Source organism: Candidatus Enterovibrio escicola (genome assembly GCF_002464935.1).
Taxonomy (GTDB): domain Bacteria; phylum Pseudomonadota; class Gammaproteobacteria; order Enterobacterales; family Vibrionaceae; genus Enterovibrio; species Enterovibrio escicola.
Genome location: NZ_NBYY01000034.1, coordinates 154,962 through 173,311, shown reverse-complemented (window position 1 = coordinate 173,311; position 18,350 = coordinate 154,962). Strand labels below are relative to the sequence as shown.

Here is an 18,350-nt window from a genome sequence, read left to right as displayed (position 1 = left end):
GAATTAATTTCAAAAGTATCAAATCTAAGCTGCTTCACTTTAAACGTATTTTCACTACGAATTGGGCCATATTCGTATCCAGTCATCCTCGCCATGACACTGATTATTATCATTCATAAATTGCTAAGATACTGAAGTGTGGAAGCTTAAAAAATGGCTTTGCCACTTACTAATGCTTGGGTTGCGGTCAAGGGCAACATAAAGTTAACTTTAGTTGTAAGGGGAAAGCTTGTCTGCAATGTGGAAAGCATTATGCACGGGAAAGTATGGTTAAAATATGCGTCCGCCTGTTTCCTAGAGTGAGCTATTGGCAAGTTGTCTTAACATTGCCTGAGCAACTTCGTATTCCTATCCATAATCACTCCAATTAGAAGTGTTTGTATTTTAGGTTTATGGTCTTGGCAGAAGCCTGCTTATCAGAGTTGATTTAGGCGCACTTTAAGACTGATGCGTATGAAATCGCCATCATTTTTTTCATTCATACCCATAGTCGTGATGGTAACTATAATCCATATTTACATGTGATACTAGCTGAAGGTGAATTCTTTCCTTCAAACCAAGATTGGAAATGGTTTCAGCATTTATCGTTATCTCAGCTACGATTACTTTGGCAAAAATACTTACTGAAGTTAATAATGGAGATTGAGTTTCCGGCGCGTCCATATGTGATTAGAACCTTATGAGTTAATTATCCTGATGGTTTCTATGCCCATCCTAGCAATGGTCGTAAAAATAAAATCCCAAGCAAAAGCTACCTAGGGTTAAAAAGCTACCTAGGGTTAATACGATACCTAACCAAATATTTGTCATCTCCGCCGATCAGCTTATCTAAGATAGTTGGGTATGACGGTCATCAAGTCAGGTATTACTATCAATCACATAAAATGAAGTTGAAAACGTATGAAAAAGTGGATGCTTAGGTATATATTGGTAGGCTAGTTTACCACATTTTTTCTGAACGATTTCAATGAGTTAGATGTTATAGTCTTCAGTCGACAGCGAGCTTTAAGACGTGGTGTGAAGGTAATAGTGAGGGCAGCAGGAGACTTGGTGGATGCAATGATGAGCTAAACCAAACATATCAGCTATGTAGAGCTTTTCGAAGAGGTAGCAGGTCGTAATCCCTTAAAATGTGTGTTTGGTGGGAGAGGTATGGAGTGGGTTCGGCTCTCTGACGTAAAGCATGGTGTATGCTTTAATTTATTTGCTTTCGATAGTGGTTAATTGATATTGTTTTTGTTCAAAAAGTTGATTCACGTCTAGAAAATGAATTCTTTTATGGATTGCAAATCCTTGTTAAGACAGATGACATCTGCAGTAGTCGATAACTGGGTTGCCTGTCATACCAACGAACTATTCAACTTATTGAATACATAACCCGTTGGCTTTATATGGTTATTTGTATAATCTAACTGTTGAGGCTTTCCGTAATGGTAATTAACCTCAGCTCTATATAAGCACGTATTTTTTAAGCCGAGTGATTTTATGGCTAGGATTTTTTAATTTAAACGTATAAGAAATGAGTCTAGTAATTAAGGTCTACCAAAAGCCGAACTCAACTTCATTGCCGAAAATACTCTATTGGGGATATATTTTTAGTTGATTAAAAACTGTCATCGATGATAAATCGCTTTCTCAGGATCAGATGATCCCAAAGTTATATGAATATTGGTTGTTGTTACCTACCTATACCGAAATGATAGCGCTTTGATCGTTGATGATAGGGTGAAGTTTAAAGCCATAGAATTATCCTATCGTTCCCTTACCTCATTTGCCTCCTTCAAACAGACGATGCCAGTAGGTTTGCCTTAGAGCTTTATCAGATAATAACAAAGGGAAACCAGAGCACTTTGCATCAATTTAGGCATCCTCGTATAGCGGGTTAAATCATGGAAGTTACCTGTTAGGTGACGGCAGACAAATTACGTGTAATACGTTTTAAAGTCACGAAACTAAAATTGATGAACATAGATGATAATTATCATTATTCCACTGACTGATAAACAAAAAATAAGCTTTCACGCCTTTCCGTTAGCGCAGTGATAACTTTCCATCAATCGGAGTATCGAAACTTCAAAACCTATTACATCCACTTTGCTCTTACCTCACTAACCATCAGGCAAAGCCGACAGGGATGACTTTCGTTGATTCGTCCAAGCTACAGGTTTTTTAAAACCTACGCATTCTCAGACATCAGGTTTTTATAAGATGCTTCAAAGCAAGGAAAAGGAACGATGTGGTGGTTTTACGGCTTCAAATTACACCTTATTATCAATGACAAAAGTGGCATTATCTTAGTTAAAGTAATGATAGTTAACATGGATGATAGGAAGCTTGTTCTGGAAATGGCTGACGAACTTTGGCGGTGTTTATACGGAGATAAAGGTTATATCTCTGGTCCACTGGAGCGGGAACTCGAAGACAAGGGAGTGACACTGATAACGGGTGTGAAAAAATATGGAACCAAATGTGATGAAACTTTGGAACTTACTGATGCTCCGCAAACGATTTATTATTAAAACCGTTTTTGACTACTAAAAAACATCTCCCAAATCGAGCATTTACGGCACCGTAGTTCTATCAGCTTTATGATCAATTTGCTGGCGTGGCTTATCGCGAATTCATTTCAACCAAAGAAACCGAACATCAAGATAACTCCGCTTTATAAGCAAGCGTTTATGCAGATCTGAGATTAAATATTAATGCCAAAATTATTATGCGACTGATGACTTGATTCAAATGATCAGATTGCGACTTGAGCTTTTCGTTCAGTACAGCATGTACCGTCTTTTGACGGATACCGTGAATAAGATTCCTTCAAAAAATGATCCAAGTTTTTTGTGTCTATATTTTTATCTATTTGGTTTTAAAATGTTAGATTGGGCAAGAAATTATAACATTGACTGATATTTTTTTTGGAAATTCATTACCTTTTGTAAATATCGTCGCGATTCTAAAGAAGGATGTTTATTTATCAGTGCCCAGTACACTTGATTGGGATTCAACCGATTAAGATTATTCATAGCATGTTTTCGGTTAGAGTGATGAAAGGCTTTTAACGCATTCCCAGTACCACCGTTGTAGGCGGAGATCATACTGTAGTGTTTTGAAAGTGGGTCGCGTACGTCTTTTAGGTAGCGTGTTTTGAGAATGTAGAAATAGGCTGTTCCCATATCAATATTTTTGGCTGGATCAAAAAGGTATTCTGGAGACGGCTCACCTGAGAGTTTTTTTACTAACTTAAATACATCACGACCTGCTGTTTTTGGCACGACTTGCATTAAACCATAGGCATTTGCCCAACTCACCGCATATGGGTTGAAACTGCTCTCTGTCTTGATGATGGAGTAAATTAATTCTTCTGAGATGTCATAGCGGCGAGAAGCGTTGCGGATTAAATCCGCATATTGGTATTGACGCCTACTTGAATGATCAGAAACCATGGTAATTTCAACATAAAACACCTTTTGGAAACGTAACGATTTAGTTTTGATGTTGTTTGTGACTAAATGGTTTGCATAGCGATGGGCGCGCCACTCCCATGTGATCTCTTTTCCATCTTGGTCGAGAATTTGTCCCTGTAGAAATGGATGGCCTTTGAGAGGTACGTCAGCTGCTGAGTACAAATCAACTGTCGCAGGGTTACTCGGTGTTAATAGTGTGGTGATGATCGCTTGTTTTAAGTGTTGCTTGGGTTGTGTGGTAGCAACGGTTTCAATAGTTATATAACCATTGGTAAAGTCCACGCGAGCGCGGCTTTGATAATCGTCTGTGTATTTGACATAATCTCGTTTTCCAGATACGTATACGTTATCCTTTCCCCATAGAGTCTGAATATCGTTAGTAAAACTAGTAATAAGTTGATTTAGTGCGGTGGAATCTTTTTGGAACTGACCTGGAAGTGGTGCAAGATTCTTTGCAAATCTATTAGTGGTTTTGTAATCTACTTGGTAGATGGATTCCATCCTCTCTCGGGTGCATCCCGTGATGAGGATCATGAGTACGAGCAGTGTGACCAAGCGACATAGTTTCATAAATGATGTACAAGTGGAAAAGGAAGCCCAGATCTCCAGATTTAGAGTAATCAGGATGCCTTTATGTCTAAAATAATATAGTAAAATTGTGACGTATCTTGAATATAGAATTTATTTCTCTGGGGGAGAGTAGCCTTTGATCACGGTATTATGTCCTTCAAATAGGAATTTTACCATTTCAGTTTCAATTAGTTTACGGTGCTCTTGATTTATCAAGCTCAGCTTTCTTTCGTTGATTAACATGGTTTGTTTTTTTTGCCAGAGTGCCCATGCTTCTTTTGATATGTTTGTAAAAATTCGTTTACCCAAGTCACCTGGATATGATTGAGAATCAAGGCCTTCTACTTCTTTTTTTAGGTGATCACAAAAAACGGTACGGTTCATTTCTCAGTTCCTCGATCTATTGTCCGGCTATTGCCGAATTATGAATTTTTTGTTAGGTGTTCTAGTAGTTTTTGTACGGGGGTAGGTAGTCCGACTTTTGCTGGTTGATTTAAGTTATACCAAAAACCACGGTTGCCATCTATGATCTCGTTTTGGCCTATGAAGGCTTGTTTTCCCTTCAGCTTGAATAGAAGTGGCATGATGTTTAAATGAAAATGGCTAAAGGTATGACGAAATCTAGGCAGGTATTCAGGATTTGAAGACTCCGATCCGATCAGTTTGGTTTTAATAAATGAATCGATATTTTGTTCTTTTATCTTGAGTAAGCACCATAAGCCACCCCATAACCCATTAGTTGGGCGTTGCTCAAGCCAAATATAATTGGCATATTGGAGGATTACAAAGCAAATATCTTGTTCTGGTAGTTTTCTTTTTGTTTTTTTGCTGGGAAAATCAGTTTGTCGGCCAAGTGTATAAGCGTTACAACTTATGTTGATAGGGCAGATTTTGCACTTTGGTTTTCTCCAAGTACAAATCATGGATCCGATGTCCATTATGGCCTGATTATAGTGTTGTACACCGTAGACGGGAGTGTTGGCTTCCGCAAATTCCCAAAGGAGATTCTCGACGGATCTTTTGCTAGGACAGCCTTCTACTGCGAAGTGACGTGCCAAGGTACGTTTCACGTTACCATCTAAAATTGGATGATGTTGACTTAACGACAGTGATAAGATCGCACCTGCAGTTGAACGGGCTACACCTGGGAGACTCATGACATCTTTTATAGAGGTAGGGAATTTACCCTGATAGTCGGATACGATTTTCTTCGCGGCCTTGTGAAGGTTCCGAGCTCGTGCATAGTAGCCAAGGCCTGTCCATAAGTGCAGAACGTCATTCAGTTCTGCATTGGCTAAATCAACCACGGTTGGGAATCGTACGCTAAATCGCTCGAAGTAAGGAATGACGGTGATAACTTGTGTTTGCTGTAACATGATCTCGGATAGCCATACCTTATAAGGTGTTTTTTTAAACTGCCAAGGTAGAGTTTTTCGCCCATATTGGTGATACCAAGCTAAGATGGCGTCGGAAAAAAACTGTTTCACTTTACTTGCTCTTTTTGGGGATACATATTTATTCTAACGGTAATTCTAGCAAACTGGCACATAAAAGGCTGTAATATTGTGGTCATCTTAGTAAATAATATGCTGTTAGATGACATGCTTGAAGAGTTGCTTGAACTTTGGATAGTTCTCGGTTAGCTTAACTTTTCGTTGTTACTAGGCATTGTGTTGTCATCTAGATTGTTTTTAAGGAAGTAAGTATAACGCTTCACCATGCTGTTCAAAAATCACTTGTTAAAGATCAACACTTCCTAGTGTTTGTATGAATTATAGACCAGCGATCGTCGCTTTTTGTTTGTTCAATTTTACCAGTGTTTCGTTGTAGCCATTTAGCTTATCGCGTATAGCTGTAACAATGGTTTTAGGGGCTTTCGCCACAAACTCTTTGTTGCATAACTTATAGTCAATGTGTTTGATCTCATTTTTTATTTTAGCAATTTCTTTGTTCAGACGTGCTAGTTCTATATTCTTGTTGATGAGACCTCCCATTGGGATCATCAGCGTAGACTTACCAACCAATGAGGTTGCACATGCTGGTACCTCCTCATCTTCAGTTAAAACACGGATGCCTTTTAATTTTGCGAGAAATACCAATACTTGTTTGTTAGCCTTTAGTCGCTCTACATCGTTCTCATCAATTACGTTCAGCATTACATCTAGCTCTTTATTGGGTGCAATGTTGTACTTTGCACGTAAGTTACGGATCGCCGTGATAAAGGCTTTCACCCACTCAATATCTGCTAGTGTTTCTATGTCAAGTAGTGTTTCCTCGTATTGAGGAAGTGGTTGTAACATAATGGTGTTACCCTCAATATGACTGATGATCTGTTTGACATCCTGCCAGATTGACTCGGTGATATATGGCAGAATTGGGTGCGAAAGACGTAGTGTTTTTTCAAGCACAGTAATCAGCGTATAACGGGCTGCGCACTGTTGCACTTTAGTTCCTTTCCACAGAATAGCTTTTGTTAGCTCTAGGTACCAGTCACAAAATTGGTTCCAGATGAACTCGTACAAGGTGTTTGCTGCCATATCGAAACGGAAGTTATCGATATGTGCATTGAAGTCTTTCGCCGTTAGTTGGAATTGAGATTCGATCCACTTGTCTGCCAGTGAGAATTCCATCTCACTGCACTGATCTTGAGATGAAGAGAAACCACAATCATACTCTTTGGTATTTATCAGTACGTAGCGGCTTGCATTCCATATTTTGTTACAGAAGTTACGATAACCCTCAAGACGTTTCATGTCCCAGTTGATGTCACGACCCGTTGAAGCCATTGCCGCAAGAGTGAAACGCAGGGCATCAGTACCATAAGGTTTAATGCCACCTTTAAATGTTTCACGGGTATTCTTTTTAATCTTCTCCGCTAGCTGAGGCTGCATCATGTTATCACAACGTTTTTTAACCAGAGATTCAAGATCGATACCATCTATCATATAAATAGGGTCAAGTACGTTACCCTTAGACTTTGACATTTTTTCACCGTTCTCGTCACGGATAAGACCCGTTACGTAGATGGTTTTAAATGGAATCTGTGGATTACCGTCTTCGTCTTTACATAAGTGCATGGTCATCATAATCATGCGAGCAACCCAAAAAAAGATGATATCAAAAGCAGTTACCAATACATCAGAGGGATGGAAAGTTTTTAGATCATTAGTTTGTTCTGGCCACCCCTGTGTACCAAAGGTCCACAGAGATGACGAGAACCATGTATCCAGTACATCATCATCTTGGCGCAGAACAACGATAGGTTCCAAGTTGTGTTGTCCACGAACTTCTTCTTCAGTGCGTCCGACGTAAACGTTGCCGTCGTTGTCATACCATGCAGGAATGCGGTGGCCCCACCACAGCTGACGGGAGATACACCAGTCTTGGATATTACGCATCCAAGCGAAGTACATGTTCTCGTATTGCTGAGGTACAAACCGAATGTTACCATTCTCAACTGCTTTAATAGCAGGTTTTGCAAGTGCGGCGGCATGTACGTACCATTGTGTTGTCAGCATGGGTTCGATAACTACGCCTCCACGATCCCCATACGGAATGGCGAGATCGTGATCTTTAATGTCTTCTAGCAAACCGAGTTTATCGAACTCATCTACGATCGCCTTACGGGCAGAAAAACGATCCATTCCTTGATATTTAACTGGAATTTCAGTGCTGTAAATATTACTCTTTTCACCATTTGAAGAAAATACTTCAGCACTATCACGGATATCTGCATTGAAGGTCAGAATGTTGATCATTGCTAGGTTGTGACGCTTACCTATTTCATAGTCATTAAAGTCGTGTGCAGGGGTAATTTTTACACAACCTGTATTTTTACTCATATCTATGTATTCATCCCCTAAGATAGGAATCTTCCGGTCAACTATAGGGAGAATGATTTTTTTGCCAATTAAATCCATGTAACGGGGATCTTTTGGATGTATCGCGACACCTGTATCGCCGAGAATAGTTTCTGGACGGGTAGTTGCTACTACGATGTAGTTTTTACCTTTCGCGGTCTTTACCCCGTCTGCTAATGGGTAGCGGAAGTGCCACATGTAACCTTTAATGTTTTTGTTCTCAACTTCGATATCTGAGATCGCGGTATGCAACTTAGGATCCCAGTTAACCAGACGTTTTCCACGGTAGAGAAGATTTTCTTGGTACAGACGAACAAACGCTTCTTGAACGGCATTAGATAGGCCATCATCCATGGTGAAGCGCTCACGATTCCAATCTACAGAGGCACCCAGACGACGCATTTGTTTGGTGATAGTGCCACCTGATTCGTTTTTCCATTCCCAGATTTTGTTGATGAACGCGTCACGACCGTAATTGTGTTTGGTTTTTCCCTCTTCTGCTGCGATCTTACGTTCAACAACCATTTGCGTTGCGATACCTGCGTGGTCGGTACCCACTTGCCACAAGGTGTTCTTTCCTTTCATTCGCTCGCACCTGATCAGAATGTCCATGATAGTCTCTTGGAATGCATGACCCATATGCAGGTTGCCAGTGATGTTAGGTGGTGGGATCATGATGCTATAAGCATCTTTTGACGTGTCACCATGAGGTTTGAAGTAACCAGCCTCTTCCCAGAACTGGTATAAGGCTTGTTCAATTGAAGTTGGGTGATATGTCTTTTCCATAGCGCTCTTGATGGATAAGTGTAAGTTTACCCTTTATATTCGAGATCATAGCGTTTTTGACTGGGTTATTCATCCTGATGACATACTCTACCTGTATTCATAGGTACTCAATCATTTATCGCTTAGTTGAACCGTCAATTACTTTGGGTATCGGGTATTACTTCAATGGCAAGGGTACGGATTTGATGCTTTGCCATTTAGAAAATTGTGTAAAGCTTTCACGCTTGTTTCTAGATAGTGCCTCTTGTAAAGCACGGAGTTTAACATTTTCGTAAAAGAAGGCACGCTAATTGCCGTTTAATTATGTTAAATTTATTAAAAGATTTAGTTATCTGGAATGGCATTGTTGATTGAATTAGGCCTATAATGCACTGATTCTAATCTTTTTCACAGTCTTAATTTATCTGCTGGCAAACAGGTATACTGAATCTTATAACTTTGTTTATCGTTTTCACATTTGCCAGATCGTCACCAACTTGAGTATTATAATCACGAAGAGTTAGGTTTAGGGCTGAGCAACTGTTTATAGCGAAACGTTGCTGTCTCTACTAATGAGCGTTGGTGATAACCCCTGTCCTTTTGCCACTTCGCCAGTTTTTCATCTTTCAATGCCTTTGCCTCTTCATTTCTAGGATGCCATTTCTTCCAGTACCTCCGGTTGCTTCGAGGTTAAATATGGGACATTAAATTTTATCAATGCAGAAACAGGTCTTAAAGAGGACATTTAAAAATAGAACAAAAAAGTCTGTGAGAAAGTTTAACTACCTTTCATTAGTCATTATTAGACAAACTATGTCATGATTTTTACCTAGAAGTAGATGGGAAATCCCCCAGTTTTCTGCTGAAATATCATCAAATAAATGGTATGAGAAAGAAAAGGAGGTCTGAATCTCCTCTTCTTATTGAGTGAAGTGTCATTCAATTATCTCTATGCCTGATCGGTTCAGCAAAAACTGAACGAGCAACGGGACTGGACGGCCTGTTGCTCCTTTATCAATACCACTTTGAAATGAGGTTCCTGCGACATCTAGGTGCGCCCAGTTGTACTTCTTAGCGAAACGTGACAAGAAACACCCCGCTGTGATGGCACCTCCACCTAGGCTTCCTATGTTTGCCATGTCGGCAAATGGGCTCTTGATCTGCTCTTGATACTCTTCAGTCATTGGTAGCCTCCATGCTCGGTCACTCGCCTGATCTGATGCATTCACAATTTCATGTGCTAGAGGATTGTGGTTTGATATCAAACCACTAATATGATGGCTGAGAGCTATGATACATGCGCCGGTCAGTGTTGCAATGTCAATAACACATTCGGGATTAAATCGTTCAACATACGTTAGTGCATCACATAGTACCAAGCGCCCTTCTGCATCGGTATTTAATACCTCAACTGTTTGTTTTGACATGGTGGTGACTATGTCACCAGGTCTATACGCGTTGCCACCAGGCATGTTCTCACATCCTGCTAATACACCAATTACGTTGATAGGCAATTCCAGTTCCACTAGAGCCTGCATTGTGCCGAATACCGCCGCTGCACCACACATGTCGTACTTCATTTCGTCCATGTTAGCAGCTTGCTTCAAAGAGATACCGCCAGCATCGAATGTTAAACCCTTGCCAATTAATACGATCGGTTTGACATCTGAGTTTGGATGCCCTTTGTATTCAATTACGGACATCATGGATTCGTTTTTTGATCCTTGACCGACTGCTAGGTAAGAGGTCATACCAAGTTCTTTCATTTCTTGTTCACCAATGATCTTAGTGGTAACTTTTTTATAATCATCAGCTAGACGGCGAGCTTGTGATGCGAGGTATGCTGGATTTGCCACGTTTGGTGGCATATTGCCTAAATCCTTACAGGCATTAACACCAGAGGATACCGCGAGGCCATGAAAAATAGCTCGTTCACCTAAGTTTAATTCGCGACGTGTTGGTACATTGAACACTAGTTTACGGAGAGGACGGCGTGTTTCTGATTTTAAACTTTTGAATTGATTGAAAGTGTAGAGGCTATCTTTCGTGCTTTCAACAGCTTGGCGGACTTTCCAGTAAGTATCACGACCTTTCACGTGTAGTTCAGTCAGGAAGCAGACCGCTTCCATTGAGCCAGTTTCATTCAGTGTGTTGATGGTATTCTTAATTATTTCTTTGTATTGACGCTCTCCGAGCTCACGTTCTTTACCACAGCCAACAAGTAGTATACGTTCGGACAGTATATTAGGAACGTGATGCAAGAGGAGCATCTGGCTAGGTTTGCCTTCGAGGTCTCCACGCCGCAACAGGCTACTGATATATCCGTCACTAATCTTATCTAGCTTCTCTGCGTTTGTTGATAGACGACGTGGTTCAAACACACCGACTACGATACAAGCGCTACGCTGTTTTTCGGGACTTCCACTTTTTACACTGAACTCCATGCCTACTCCTATATTCTAAAGACAAGTGGGGATAAATACTGGATAATGTTTGTTTCATCAGTATCCGAAAATATGTTCGAGGTAAATTGAAACAAGCATACTGACACGTGGCCACAAGATTTAAAAACAACCAATTTATCCAGAAACTATAGTGATTCGTGTGGAAAAACAAGTTTTCTTAAGGTAAAAGTCCGTGATTATTGTTCGGTATTTGATCCGTGAGACAGTCAAAACGCAAGTTGCTGTGATGTTTGTATTATTTTTAGTTTTTTTCTGTCAGAAATTTATTCGTGTCTTGGCGTATTCTATAGGTGGATCAATTCCGAGCAGTGATGTATTAACCGTGGTAGGTCTGTATATGCCAAGCATGGCTATGTTGATGTTACCACTCAGTCTTTATATTGGAATATTGATCACTTTTGGTCGTCTCTACACGGAAAGTGAAATAATTGTAATGAACGCAACTGGGATTGGAAATAAGTTTCTGATCCACGCTGCACTATATCTTGCACTGATCACTGGTGTGTTAGCGGCATTTAACTCACTTTGGTTAACACCGTGGGCGAATAACAAAGAAATAAAATTGATGGAAAACCTTGAAGCGGATACTGGGCTTAAATTGCTACTTAAAGGTCAGATACAGACTACACCAGATGGTGAAGCTGTGGTATTCATCAACGACATTACAGGGAATGGTAGAGATCTGCATAAAATATTTATCGCACAGTCTGTGCATCGAGGGACATTACGCCCCAATGTCGTCATTGCCAAAAAAGGTTTTATCTCTGAACTATCAGACGGTCGTCAAGTGTTAGATCTGAAGAACGGTGTCCGTTATGAAGGTGTACCGACACGTCTTGATTACAACATCACTGACTATGACAATTATCAGGTATTGATCGGCCATCCAAAAGTGAGACAAAAACATCGAGACTGGGATGCTGTACCAACACAGAAATTGATTAATGAAAAATCCCTAAGTGCACAGGCAGAGCTTCAATGGCGTATATCACTGGTGTTATGTATTCCACTGATGACGATGATAGTTGTGCCACTTTCGGTGGTGGAACCCCGGCAAGGACGCTTCGCTAAACTATTTCCTGCTGTGTTGATCTATCTGACGTATTTCTTGGCATTAAGCGCCGCAAAATCTGCAATAGAAGAAGAAAATTTAGCCCCAAACATAGGGTCGTGGAGTGTCCACATGGTGGCCTTGTTGCTGGCCTTGTTGCTTATTAGCTGGGATAGTTTGCTTATGCGTAAACTCAAGTATCTTCTGCGAAGAACTGCCTAGTGTTTAAAATTCTCGATATCTATATTGGGCGTACTATAAGTATGACAACCACATTGTGTTTGGCGACCTTGGTGGGGTTATCAAGCATCATTAAGTTTGTTGAACAGTTGCGTTCTGTAGGAGAAGGTACTTTTACTATGATGACTGCAGTGAAATATGTGTTGCTGAGTTTACCTCGGGATATTGAAATGTTCTTTCCTATGGCCGTGTTGCTTGGTGCATTGATTGGACTGGGTACATTGGCTTCGAGTTCTGAACTTATCGTCATGCAAGCTGCGGGTTTCTCGAAATCAGACATTGTACGGGCGGTATTAAAAACAGCCATGCCTTTAATGCTGATTGTGTTAGCTCTTGCTCAATGGGGTGTACCTGAAGCACAAAAATCGGCACGGGAACTACGAGCATTTGCGAAAGCAGGTGGTAGCGTGATGTCGACTCGTCACGGTGTTTGGGCTAAAGACAGCAATGATTTCATCTATATTGCTCGTACCGATAAGAAAGAATCATTAACAGGGATCAATATCTGGAAATTTGATGATAAGCAGGAACTAGAAGAAATGGTCTTTGCGGAAAGTGGGATCTTTCTTGGTAAAGATAATTGGATGCTTAGAAGTGTCACTATCACGTACTTTGAAGGCATAGACAAATTAACTAAAATTAATCAAGATGAATTGATTTGGCATACTACATTGACCCCAGAAAAACTCGCGATTGTTACCGTTAAGCCCGAAGAATTGTCGCTGAGTGGCGTCTATAGTTATGTTGAATACCTTCGAGCGTCTGATCAGGATTTCTCTGGTTATGAATTGGCGTTGTGGCGGAAAGTATTTCAGCCGTTTTCTATTGGTGTGATGATGTTGCTGGCATTGAGTTTCGTGTTTGGTCCACTACGTTCTGTCACAATGGGAGCGAGGGTGCTGTCAGGGGTTATTGTTGGTTTTCTATTTTATATATTTAACGAGGTATTTGGACCATTAACCTTGGTCTATCGTTTGCATCCCCTCTTTGGAGCCTCAGCGCCAAGTCTGGTTTTTGTTACTGTTACGTTATATTATCTTAATCGCAAGTTATAATTAACCTCAGATCTGTATAAGAGCGGCTTCTCAAGCCGAGTAATTTTAAGGCCACCTTTTTTGTTGTAACGTATATGTAATGAGTCCAGCAATAAGGTTGATTATAGATTTTATCCCACTTCGGTGCCGAGAATACTCTATTTTGGATATATTTTTTGGTTTCATGTTCTTCCGTGTATTTGTGATGAAACTAACCAATTTCTCGTTGAATGCTCTTTTAAAGGAGCCAAATATATACCCTTTATCTCCATAGAGTGTTCTCCAGAGGTTATCGGTCATATCAGGCACGGGTTCTCTGCCATCAACATTGGCTGCTGTTATCTTTACTTAAATGATACCTTCTTAGGTCGTTGATGATAAGGTGAAGTTTAACGCCATAAAACCGTCTTATCGTCTCCTTACTTCGTTTAGCCATCCCCTCAAATACTCGATGCCGTGGAATACGTAAATTGTGATAGACTTAAAGCTTGGTGAAATAAACGAACGTGATGTTAGCAGGCTTGGCCTTTTGGTACGTCAGATAAGAACAAAAGGGAATCAGAGCAGATTCCATCAACTTAAGAATCCGCATATAGCCGATCAAATCAGGGTAGGTGATGGTAGACAAATTAGGTGTGTTACGTTTTAAAGTCTCGATACCCAAATTGATGAAAAGCTATCACTATCGTTATCACTTCGCTAAAGGAAAGGCGAGAAGGTTTATTTTTTCGTTTTATTTCACCTAGGAATTTCCTCCCAGAAACTATATATGGTGGGGCTTAAGGCATATCCATTTCTGTGATATATTTAGCACGATTGAGCATATAAAAGGCATGAATGAATTTTAAACGTATTTTCACTATGAATTGGGCAATATTCGTATCCAGTCATCTCCGCTATGACATCGCCTATTATCATTCAGAAATCGCCAAGATGCTGAAGTGTGTAAACTCAGAAAATAACTTTGCTATTTACCAATTCGTGGGTTGAGGTCAAGGGCAACATAAAGTTAACTTTAGTTGTAAGGGGAAAGTTTGTCCGTAATGTGGAAAGCGTTATGCACGGGAAAGTATGGTCAAAATAGGCGTCCGCCTGTTACCTAGAGTTAACTATTGGCAAGTTGTCTTAACATTGCCTGAGCAACTTCGTATTCCTTTCCATAATCACTTTAATCAGAAGTATTTGTATTCTGGGTTTATGATCTTAGCGGAAGCCTGCTTATCAGAGTTTATTCAGGCGCACTTTAAGACCGATGTGTGTGAAATCACCGTCATTGTTTTCATCCATACCCATAGTCGTAATGGCAACTAAAATCCGCATTTATCAGTGATACTGGTTGGAAGTGCATTTTTCCTTCTAAACTAGGATTATAAGGCTTTCTCAATTTGGTTTTTACGTGGATGAATGTCCCGTTGAAATTCCCTACACACACCTGCATTAGTAATCTCTCGAAGAGCGTAAAAGTTAAGTGCCATTTGCCGAGTCTAGGAGCTATCGCCAACGTCGTTATTAATGCCACAGGCCTAAAAGTATACGACGAAGGTGAATGGAAAACACGTAAACACGGTAAGGAGAAGCGGTGTATCTGGCGCAAACTTAATTTTGCAGTTGATGTATTTACTCATGAGGTTATTGCTGCAGAAGTTAGCCTAGTTTTTGTGGGTGATAATGAGGTTTTACCTATATGGCTTAACCCATGACGATGAAAGATGCAGCAAGTCAGTACTGATGGAGATTATGACACAAGAGCATGTCATCACGCACTGAAGCACAAATAAATAACGCTCAGTATTCTACCTCTCAAGCAACGAGGGATACTGGAGGAATGGAATCCTCGAAATAAAACTGTAAGAGCTTTAAAAGAGGACAAACTGTTGGAGTGGAAAATGACAGGGGTTATAACAAACGTTCATTAGTAAAGACAGCACTGTTCCGCTATAAACAGTTGCTCAGCCCTAATCTTACTCTTGGTAATTACAATGCTCAAGTTGGTGAAGCGCTGGTAAATGTGAAAGCGATAAACAAAGTTGGAAGATTAGGGATGCCTGTTCACCAGTAGACAAATTAAGACTGTAAAAAAGATTGGGAGCAGTGCATTATAGGCCTGATTTAATCGACAACATCCATATAGGGAGGAAAAACACCTAATTTCTTCCGGTTTCAAACAAAAAAACAAATCTTTGCGCCTCTCAGTTAGTGAAGTGATGATGATAGTGATAACTATTTATCAATCGGGGTATCGAGACTTTAAAACTTATTACATCTACTTTGTTTGCCGCTACCTCACCAATGTGTTTTCTGAATTAGTCAGTTACACGCGAATACTCAAACTCATGCAAGGTGTTCTAGTTCCGCTTTGCTCTTACCTCACTTACCGTTAGGCAAGATCGGCAGGGATTGACTTCGTTGATTTGTCCAACCTACAGATTTGTCACAACCTACGCATTCTCAGACATCAGGTTTTTAAAGGTACCGAGAAGCTAGGAAAAGGAATGATGGGATGGTTTTACGGTTTCAAATTACACCTTATTATCAATGACCAAGGTGGCATTATCTCAGTTAAAATAACGACGGCTAACGTGGATGATAGAATGTCTGTATCAGAAATTGCTGACGAGCTTTGGGGGTGTTTTTACGGAGATAAAGGTTATACCTCGGATCCATTGGGGCGGCAATTTGCAAACAGGGGAGTGGCATTTATAACGGGTGTAAAAAAATATGAAACCAAAAGTGATGAAGCCTTGAAACCACCTGATGCTTCGGAAACGATTTATTATTGAAATGGTTTTTAACCAACTAAAAAAGATATCCCAAATCGAGCATTCTCGGCACCGTAGTTATATCAACCTTATAGTGGGGCTTATCGCGTATTCATTTCAACCAAAGAAGTCGAGCATCAAGATGACTAGGTTTGATAAGCAAGCGCTTATGCAGATCTGAGGTTTATTATGAAAATAATAAGTTACAAAGGATGAAGATCATGTGTAAGAATAAAGAGGTGCACTTGGCACAGCGTAGAATATGTTGAGTGTTGCATGTAGTTTTTTAGCTATTTGCTAGTGCAGCAAAAGCTTTATCAGCAGCCTCTAGTGTTGCGGTTAGTTCCTTCTGGCCATGCGCAAGCGAAGTAAATATGGCTTCAAATGCAGATGGAGCCATATAAATATTTTCCGCCAACATTAGATGGAAGAAGTATTTAAACTTGTTAATATCACATTGCTGTACGTCAGAGAAGCAAGTGACACTGTTTTTATCGGTAAAGAAAAGACCAAACATGCCACCAACTTGGTTAACTACCAGAGGTATACCGTGTTTGTCAGCCATGGCTTTAAAGCCTTCCGCTAAATGTTGGGTAATGGTTGTTATATGCGTTTCATTACCTTCTTTTCTCAATTCGGTTAGTGCAGCTTCACCTGCAGCCATTGCGACAGGGTTACCTGATAGCGTTCCCGCTTGATAGATAGAACCACTTGGCGCAATGTATTCCATTACGTCACGACGACCACCAAATGCCCCTACAGGCATACCGCCCCCGATCACTTTACCCAGTGTGGTCAGATCAGGTTTTATATTGTAATACGTTTGAGCACCACCCAAAGCCACGCGGAAACCTGTTAAGACTTCATCAAAAATAAGAAGCGCACCAAATTCATCACACAGTGCGCGCAAACCTTCATGGAAACCTGGTTGCGGTGGAATACAGTTCATGTTGCCTGCGACAGGTTCAACAATGATGCATGAAATCTCTTTTGGGTATTGTGCAAATACTGCACGAACAGAGTCTAGATCGTTGAAAATACAACTAAGGGTGTGTTTTGCATAATCCACAGGAATACCAAGCGACGTTGTTTCGCCAAAGGTTGGTGTGCCATAATCAGTTTTGACCAACAAACAGTCTGCATGACCATGGTAGCAGCCTTCAAATTTGATGAATTTATCACGACGGGTATAGCCACGAGCTAAACGAATTGCGCTCATGGTTGCCTCTGTGCCTGAATTTACCATACGAACCATTTCCATCGAAGGAACCAATTGATTTACCAGTTTAGCCAAAGTTATTTCTCGGGCTGTTGGTGCACCAAAACTCAGACCATTTTGTGCTGCCTCAATCAGTGCCGCACGGATGGAAGGGTGGTTATTACCTAGGATCATTGGTCCCCAAGATCCTACGTAGTCTATGTACGCATTACCATCTACATCATAGATGTAAGCACCGTCTGAACGTTCAATGAAAAGTGGGCTACCGCCAACACCTATGAAGGCTCGAACAGGGGAGTTTACACCGCCAGGAATAATTTTGCAGGCCTGTTGGAATAATTCAGATGATTTGGACATGATTTTTTCCTTGACTATTTAGTTCATCAATTCGAGATCGTCTGGTATTGTACGAGATGCAAGTAACTCAGGCGAGTTTGTTTATACGTTTATCCTCACAAATATGCCATTATGCACTTAAGATTATGCTTGGCGAATTTCTGGGAAGAATGTGTAATACTAAAATTAATTAGTCAAACATTAGATAATACGAACAATATAAAAGATGTATGTGAGGTGAAAATGAGTAATATGAATTTGCCGTTGCAATTCTCTGAAAAGGCGGCGAACAAGGTAAAAAAACTGATTGAAGAAGAGGAGAATAATAAGCTGAAACTGCGTGTGTATATTACAGGTGGTGGTTGCAGCGGTTTTCAGTACGGCTTCACGTTCGATGAGAATGTAAATGAAGGTGACATGATGATTGAGAAGTTTGGTGTAACGTTGGTTGTAGATGCTATGAGTTCTCAATATTTAATCGGTGGGGTTATTGATTATAGCGAAGGGTTAGAAGGTTCCCGTTTCCTTGTAAAAAACCCTAACGCAATGACAACCTGTGGTTGTGGTGCGTCATTCAGTGTATAAAA

At 40.4% G+C, this 18,350-nt stretch carries 15 protein-coding genes and 3 pseudogenes; 10 read left to right on the top strand and 8 right to left on the bottom strand.

Annotated elements, in window-relative coordinates; genetic code table 11:
• Positions 1 to 176: 176 nt before the first annotated feature.
• The 3 genes and pseudogenes from BTN49_RS11515 to BTN49_RS22720 form a co-directional block, all read left to right on the top strand.
• Positions 177 to 371, top strand: a complete 195-nt coding sequence (locus BTN49_RS11515) for a transposase zinc-binding domain-containing protein (RefSeq protein ID WP_097357289.1) — start codon at positions 177 to 179, stop codon at positions 369 to 371.
• A 366-nt stretch (positions 372 to 737) separates the two neighbouring features.
• Complete coding sequence (locus tag BTN49_RS21390) at positions 738 to 920, top strand: transposase (RefSeq protein WP_146679445.1); 183 nt, start codon at positions 738 to 740, stop codon at positions 918 to 920.
• Positions 921 to 2,006: 1,086 nt separating this feature from the next.
• Positions 2,007 to 2,690, top strand: a pseudogene (locus BTN49_RS22720) (IS982 family transposase); the annotation flags it as partial.
• A 201-nt stretch (positions 2,691 to 2,891) separates the two neighbouring features.
• Here the strand turns inward: BTN49_RS22720 and mltC are convergent.
• The 5 genes from mltC to pepA all read right to left on the bottom strand — a co-directional run bounded on the left by mltC (position 2,892) and on the right by pepA (position 11,103).
• Positions 2,892 to 4,034, bottom strand: coding sequence for a membrane-bound lytic murein transglycosylase MltC (mltC, locus tag BTN49_RS11500; RefSeq protein ID WP_097357286.1), 1,143 nt, complete (start codon positions 4,032 to 4,034; stop codon positions 2,892 to 2,894).
• A 111-nt stretch (positions 4,035 to 4,145) separates the two neighbouring features.
• A complete protein-coding gene (locus tag BTN49_RS11495; protein ID WP_097357285.1) occupies positions 4,146 to 4,418 on the bottom strand; it encodes an oxidative damage protection protein in 273 nt (90 codons plus the stop codon).
• 38 nt (positions 4,419 to 4,456) lie between these two features.
• Positions 4,457 to 5,521 (bottom strand): A/G-specific adenine glycosylase, encoded by a 1,065-nt coding sequence (mutY, locus tag BTN49_RS11490; RefSeq protein WP_097357284.1) that lies wholly within the window; start codon positions 5,519 to 5,521, stop codon positions 4,457 to 4,459.
• A 285-nt stretch (positions 5,522 to 5,806) separates the two neighbouring features.
• Complete coding sequence (locus BTN49_RS11485) at positions 5,807 to 8,680, bottom strand: valine--tRNA ligase (protein WP_097357283.1); 2,874 nt, start codon at positions 8,678 to 8,680, stop codon at positions 5,807 to 5,809.
• Positions 8,681 to 9,594: 914 nt separating this feature from the next.
• Positions 9,595 to 11,103, bottom strand: coding sequence for a leucyl aminopeptidase (gene pepA, locus BTN49_RS11480; RefSeq protein ID WP_097357282.1), 1,509 nt, complete (start codon positions 11,101 to 11,103; stop codon positions 9,595 to 9,597).
• A gap of 193 nt (positions 11,104 to 11,296) precedes the next feature.
• On the opposite strand from pepA, the gene lptF reads away from it, so the two are divergent.
• Together lptF and lptG are read left to right on the top strand one after the other, a co-directional pair.
• Positions 11,297 to 12,397: an LPS export ABC transporter permease LptF gene (gene lptF, locus BTN49_RS11475; RefSeq protein ID WP_097357281.1), complete on the top strand. Its 1,101-nt coding sequence runs from the start codon at positions 11,297 to 11,299 to the stop codon at positions 12,395 to 12,397.
• The gene (lptG, locus tag BTN49_RS11470) at positions 12,397 to 13,470 is read left to right on the top strand and encodes an LPS export ABC transporter permease LptG (protein WP_097357280.1); all 1,074 of its coding nucleotides are present in this window, start codon (positions 12,397 to 12,399) and stop codon (positions 13,468 to 13,470) included. The genes lptF and lptG overlap by 1 nt, the downstream gene beginning before the upstream one ends.
• A 45-nt stretch (positions 13,471 to 13,515) precedes the next feature.
• On the opposite strand, the gene BTN49_RS21385 is transcribed toward lptG, so the two are convergent.
• Positions 13,516 to 13,749 carry a transposase gene (locus BTN49_RS21385; protein ID WP_146679433.1) on the bottom strand — a complete coding sequence of 78 codons (234 nt, stop codon included), beginning with the start codon at positions 13,747 to 13,749 and terminating at the stop codon, positions 13,516 to 13,518.
• A 22-nt stretch (positions 13,750 to 13,771) separates the two neighbouring features.
• The gene (locus BTN49_RS21380; RefSeq protein WP_097357278.1) at positions 13,772 to 13,885 is read right to left on the bottom strand and encodes a hypothetical protein; all 114 of its coding nucleotides are present in this window, start codon (positions 13,883 to 13,885) and stop codon (positions 13,772 to 13,774) included.
• Positions 13,886 to 14,520: 635 nt separating this feature from the next.
• Between BTN49_RS21380 and BTN49_RS13505 the strand changes: the two genes are divergently transcribed.
• The 4 genes and pseudogenes from BTN49_RS13505 to BTN49_RS22715 form a co-directional block, all read left to right on the top strand.
• Positions 14,521 to 14,760, top strand: coding sequence for a hypothetical protein (locus tag BTN49_RS13505; RefSeq protein ID WP_146679431.1), 240 nt, complete (start codon positions 14,521 to 14,523; stop codon positions 14,758 to 14,760).
• A gap of 62 nt (positions 14,761 to 14,822) precedes the next feature.
• Positions 14,823 to 15,146: pseudogene (locus BTN49_RS11455) on the top strand (transposase); the annotation flags it as partial.
• Between the two features lie 182 nt (positions 15,147 to 15,328).
• A complete protein-coding gene (locus tag BTN49_RS11450; protein ID WP_097357276.1) occupies positions 15,329 to 15,508 on the top strand; it encodes a hypothetical protein in 180 nt (59 codons plus the stop codon).
• A 76-nt stretch (positions 15,509 to 15,584) separates the two neighbouring features.
• Positions 15,585 to 16,389 (top strand): annotated as a pseudogene (locus tag BTN49_RS22715) (IS982 family transposase); the annotation flags it as partial.
• A 105-nt stretch (positions 16,390 to 16,494) separates the two neighbouring features.
• Here BTN49_RS22715 and hemL read toward each other — a convergent pair.
• The gene (gene hemL, locus BTN49_RS11435) at positions 16,495 to 17,784 is read right to left on the bottom strand and encodes a glutamate-1-semialdehyde 2,1-aminomutase (RefSeq protein WP_097357273.1); all 1,290 of its coding nucleotides are present in this window, start codon (positions 17,782 to 17,784) and stop codon (positions 16,495 to 16,497) included.
• Positions 17,785 to 18,006: 222 nt separating this feature from the next.
• On the opposite strand from hemL, the gene erpA reads away from it, so the two are divergent.
• The gene (gene erpA, locus BTN49_RS11430) at positions 18,007 to 18,348 is read left to right on the top strand and encodes an iron-sulfur cluster insertion protein ErpA (protein WP_097357272.1); all 342 of its coding nucleotides are present in this window, start codon (positions 18,007 to 18,009) and stop codon (positions 18,346 to 18,348) included.
• Positions 18,349 to 18,350: the final 2 nt, after the last annotated feature.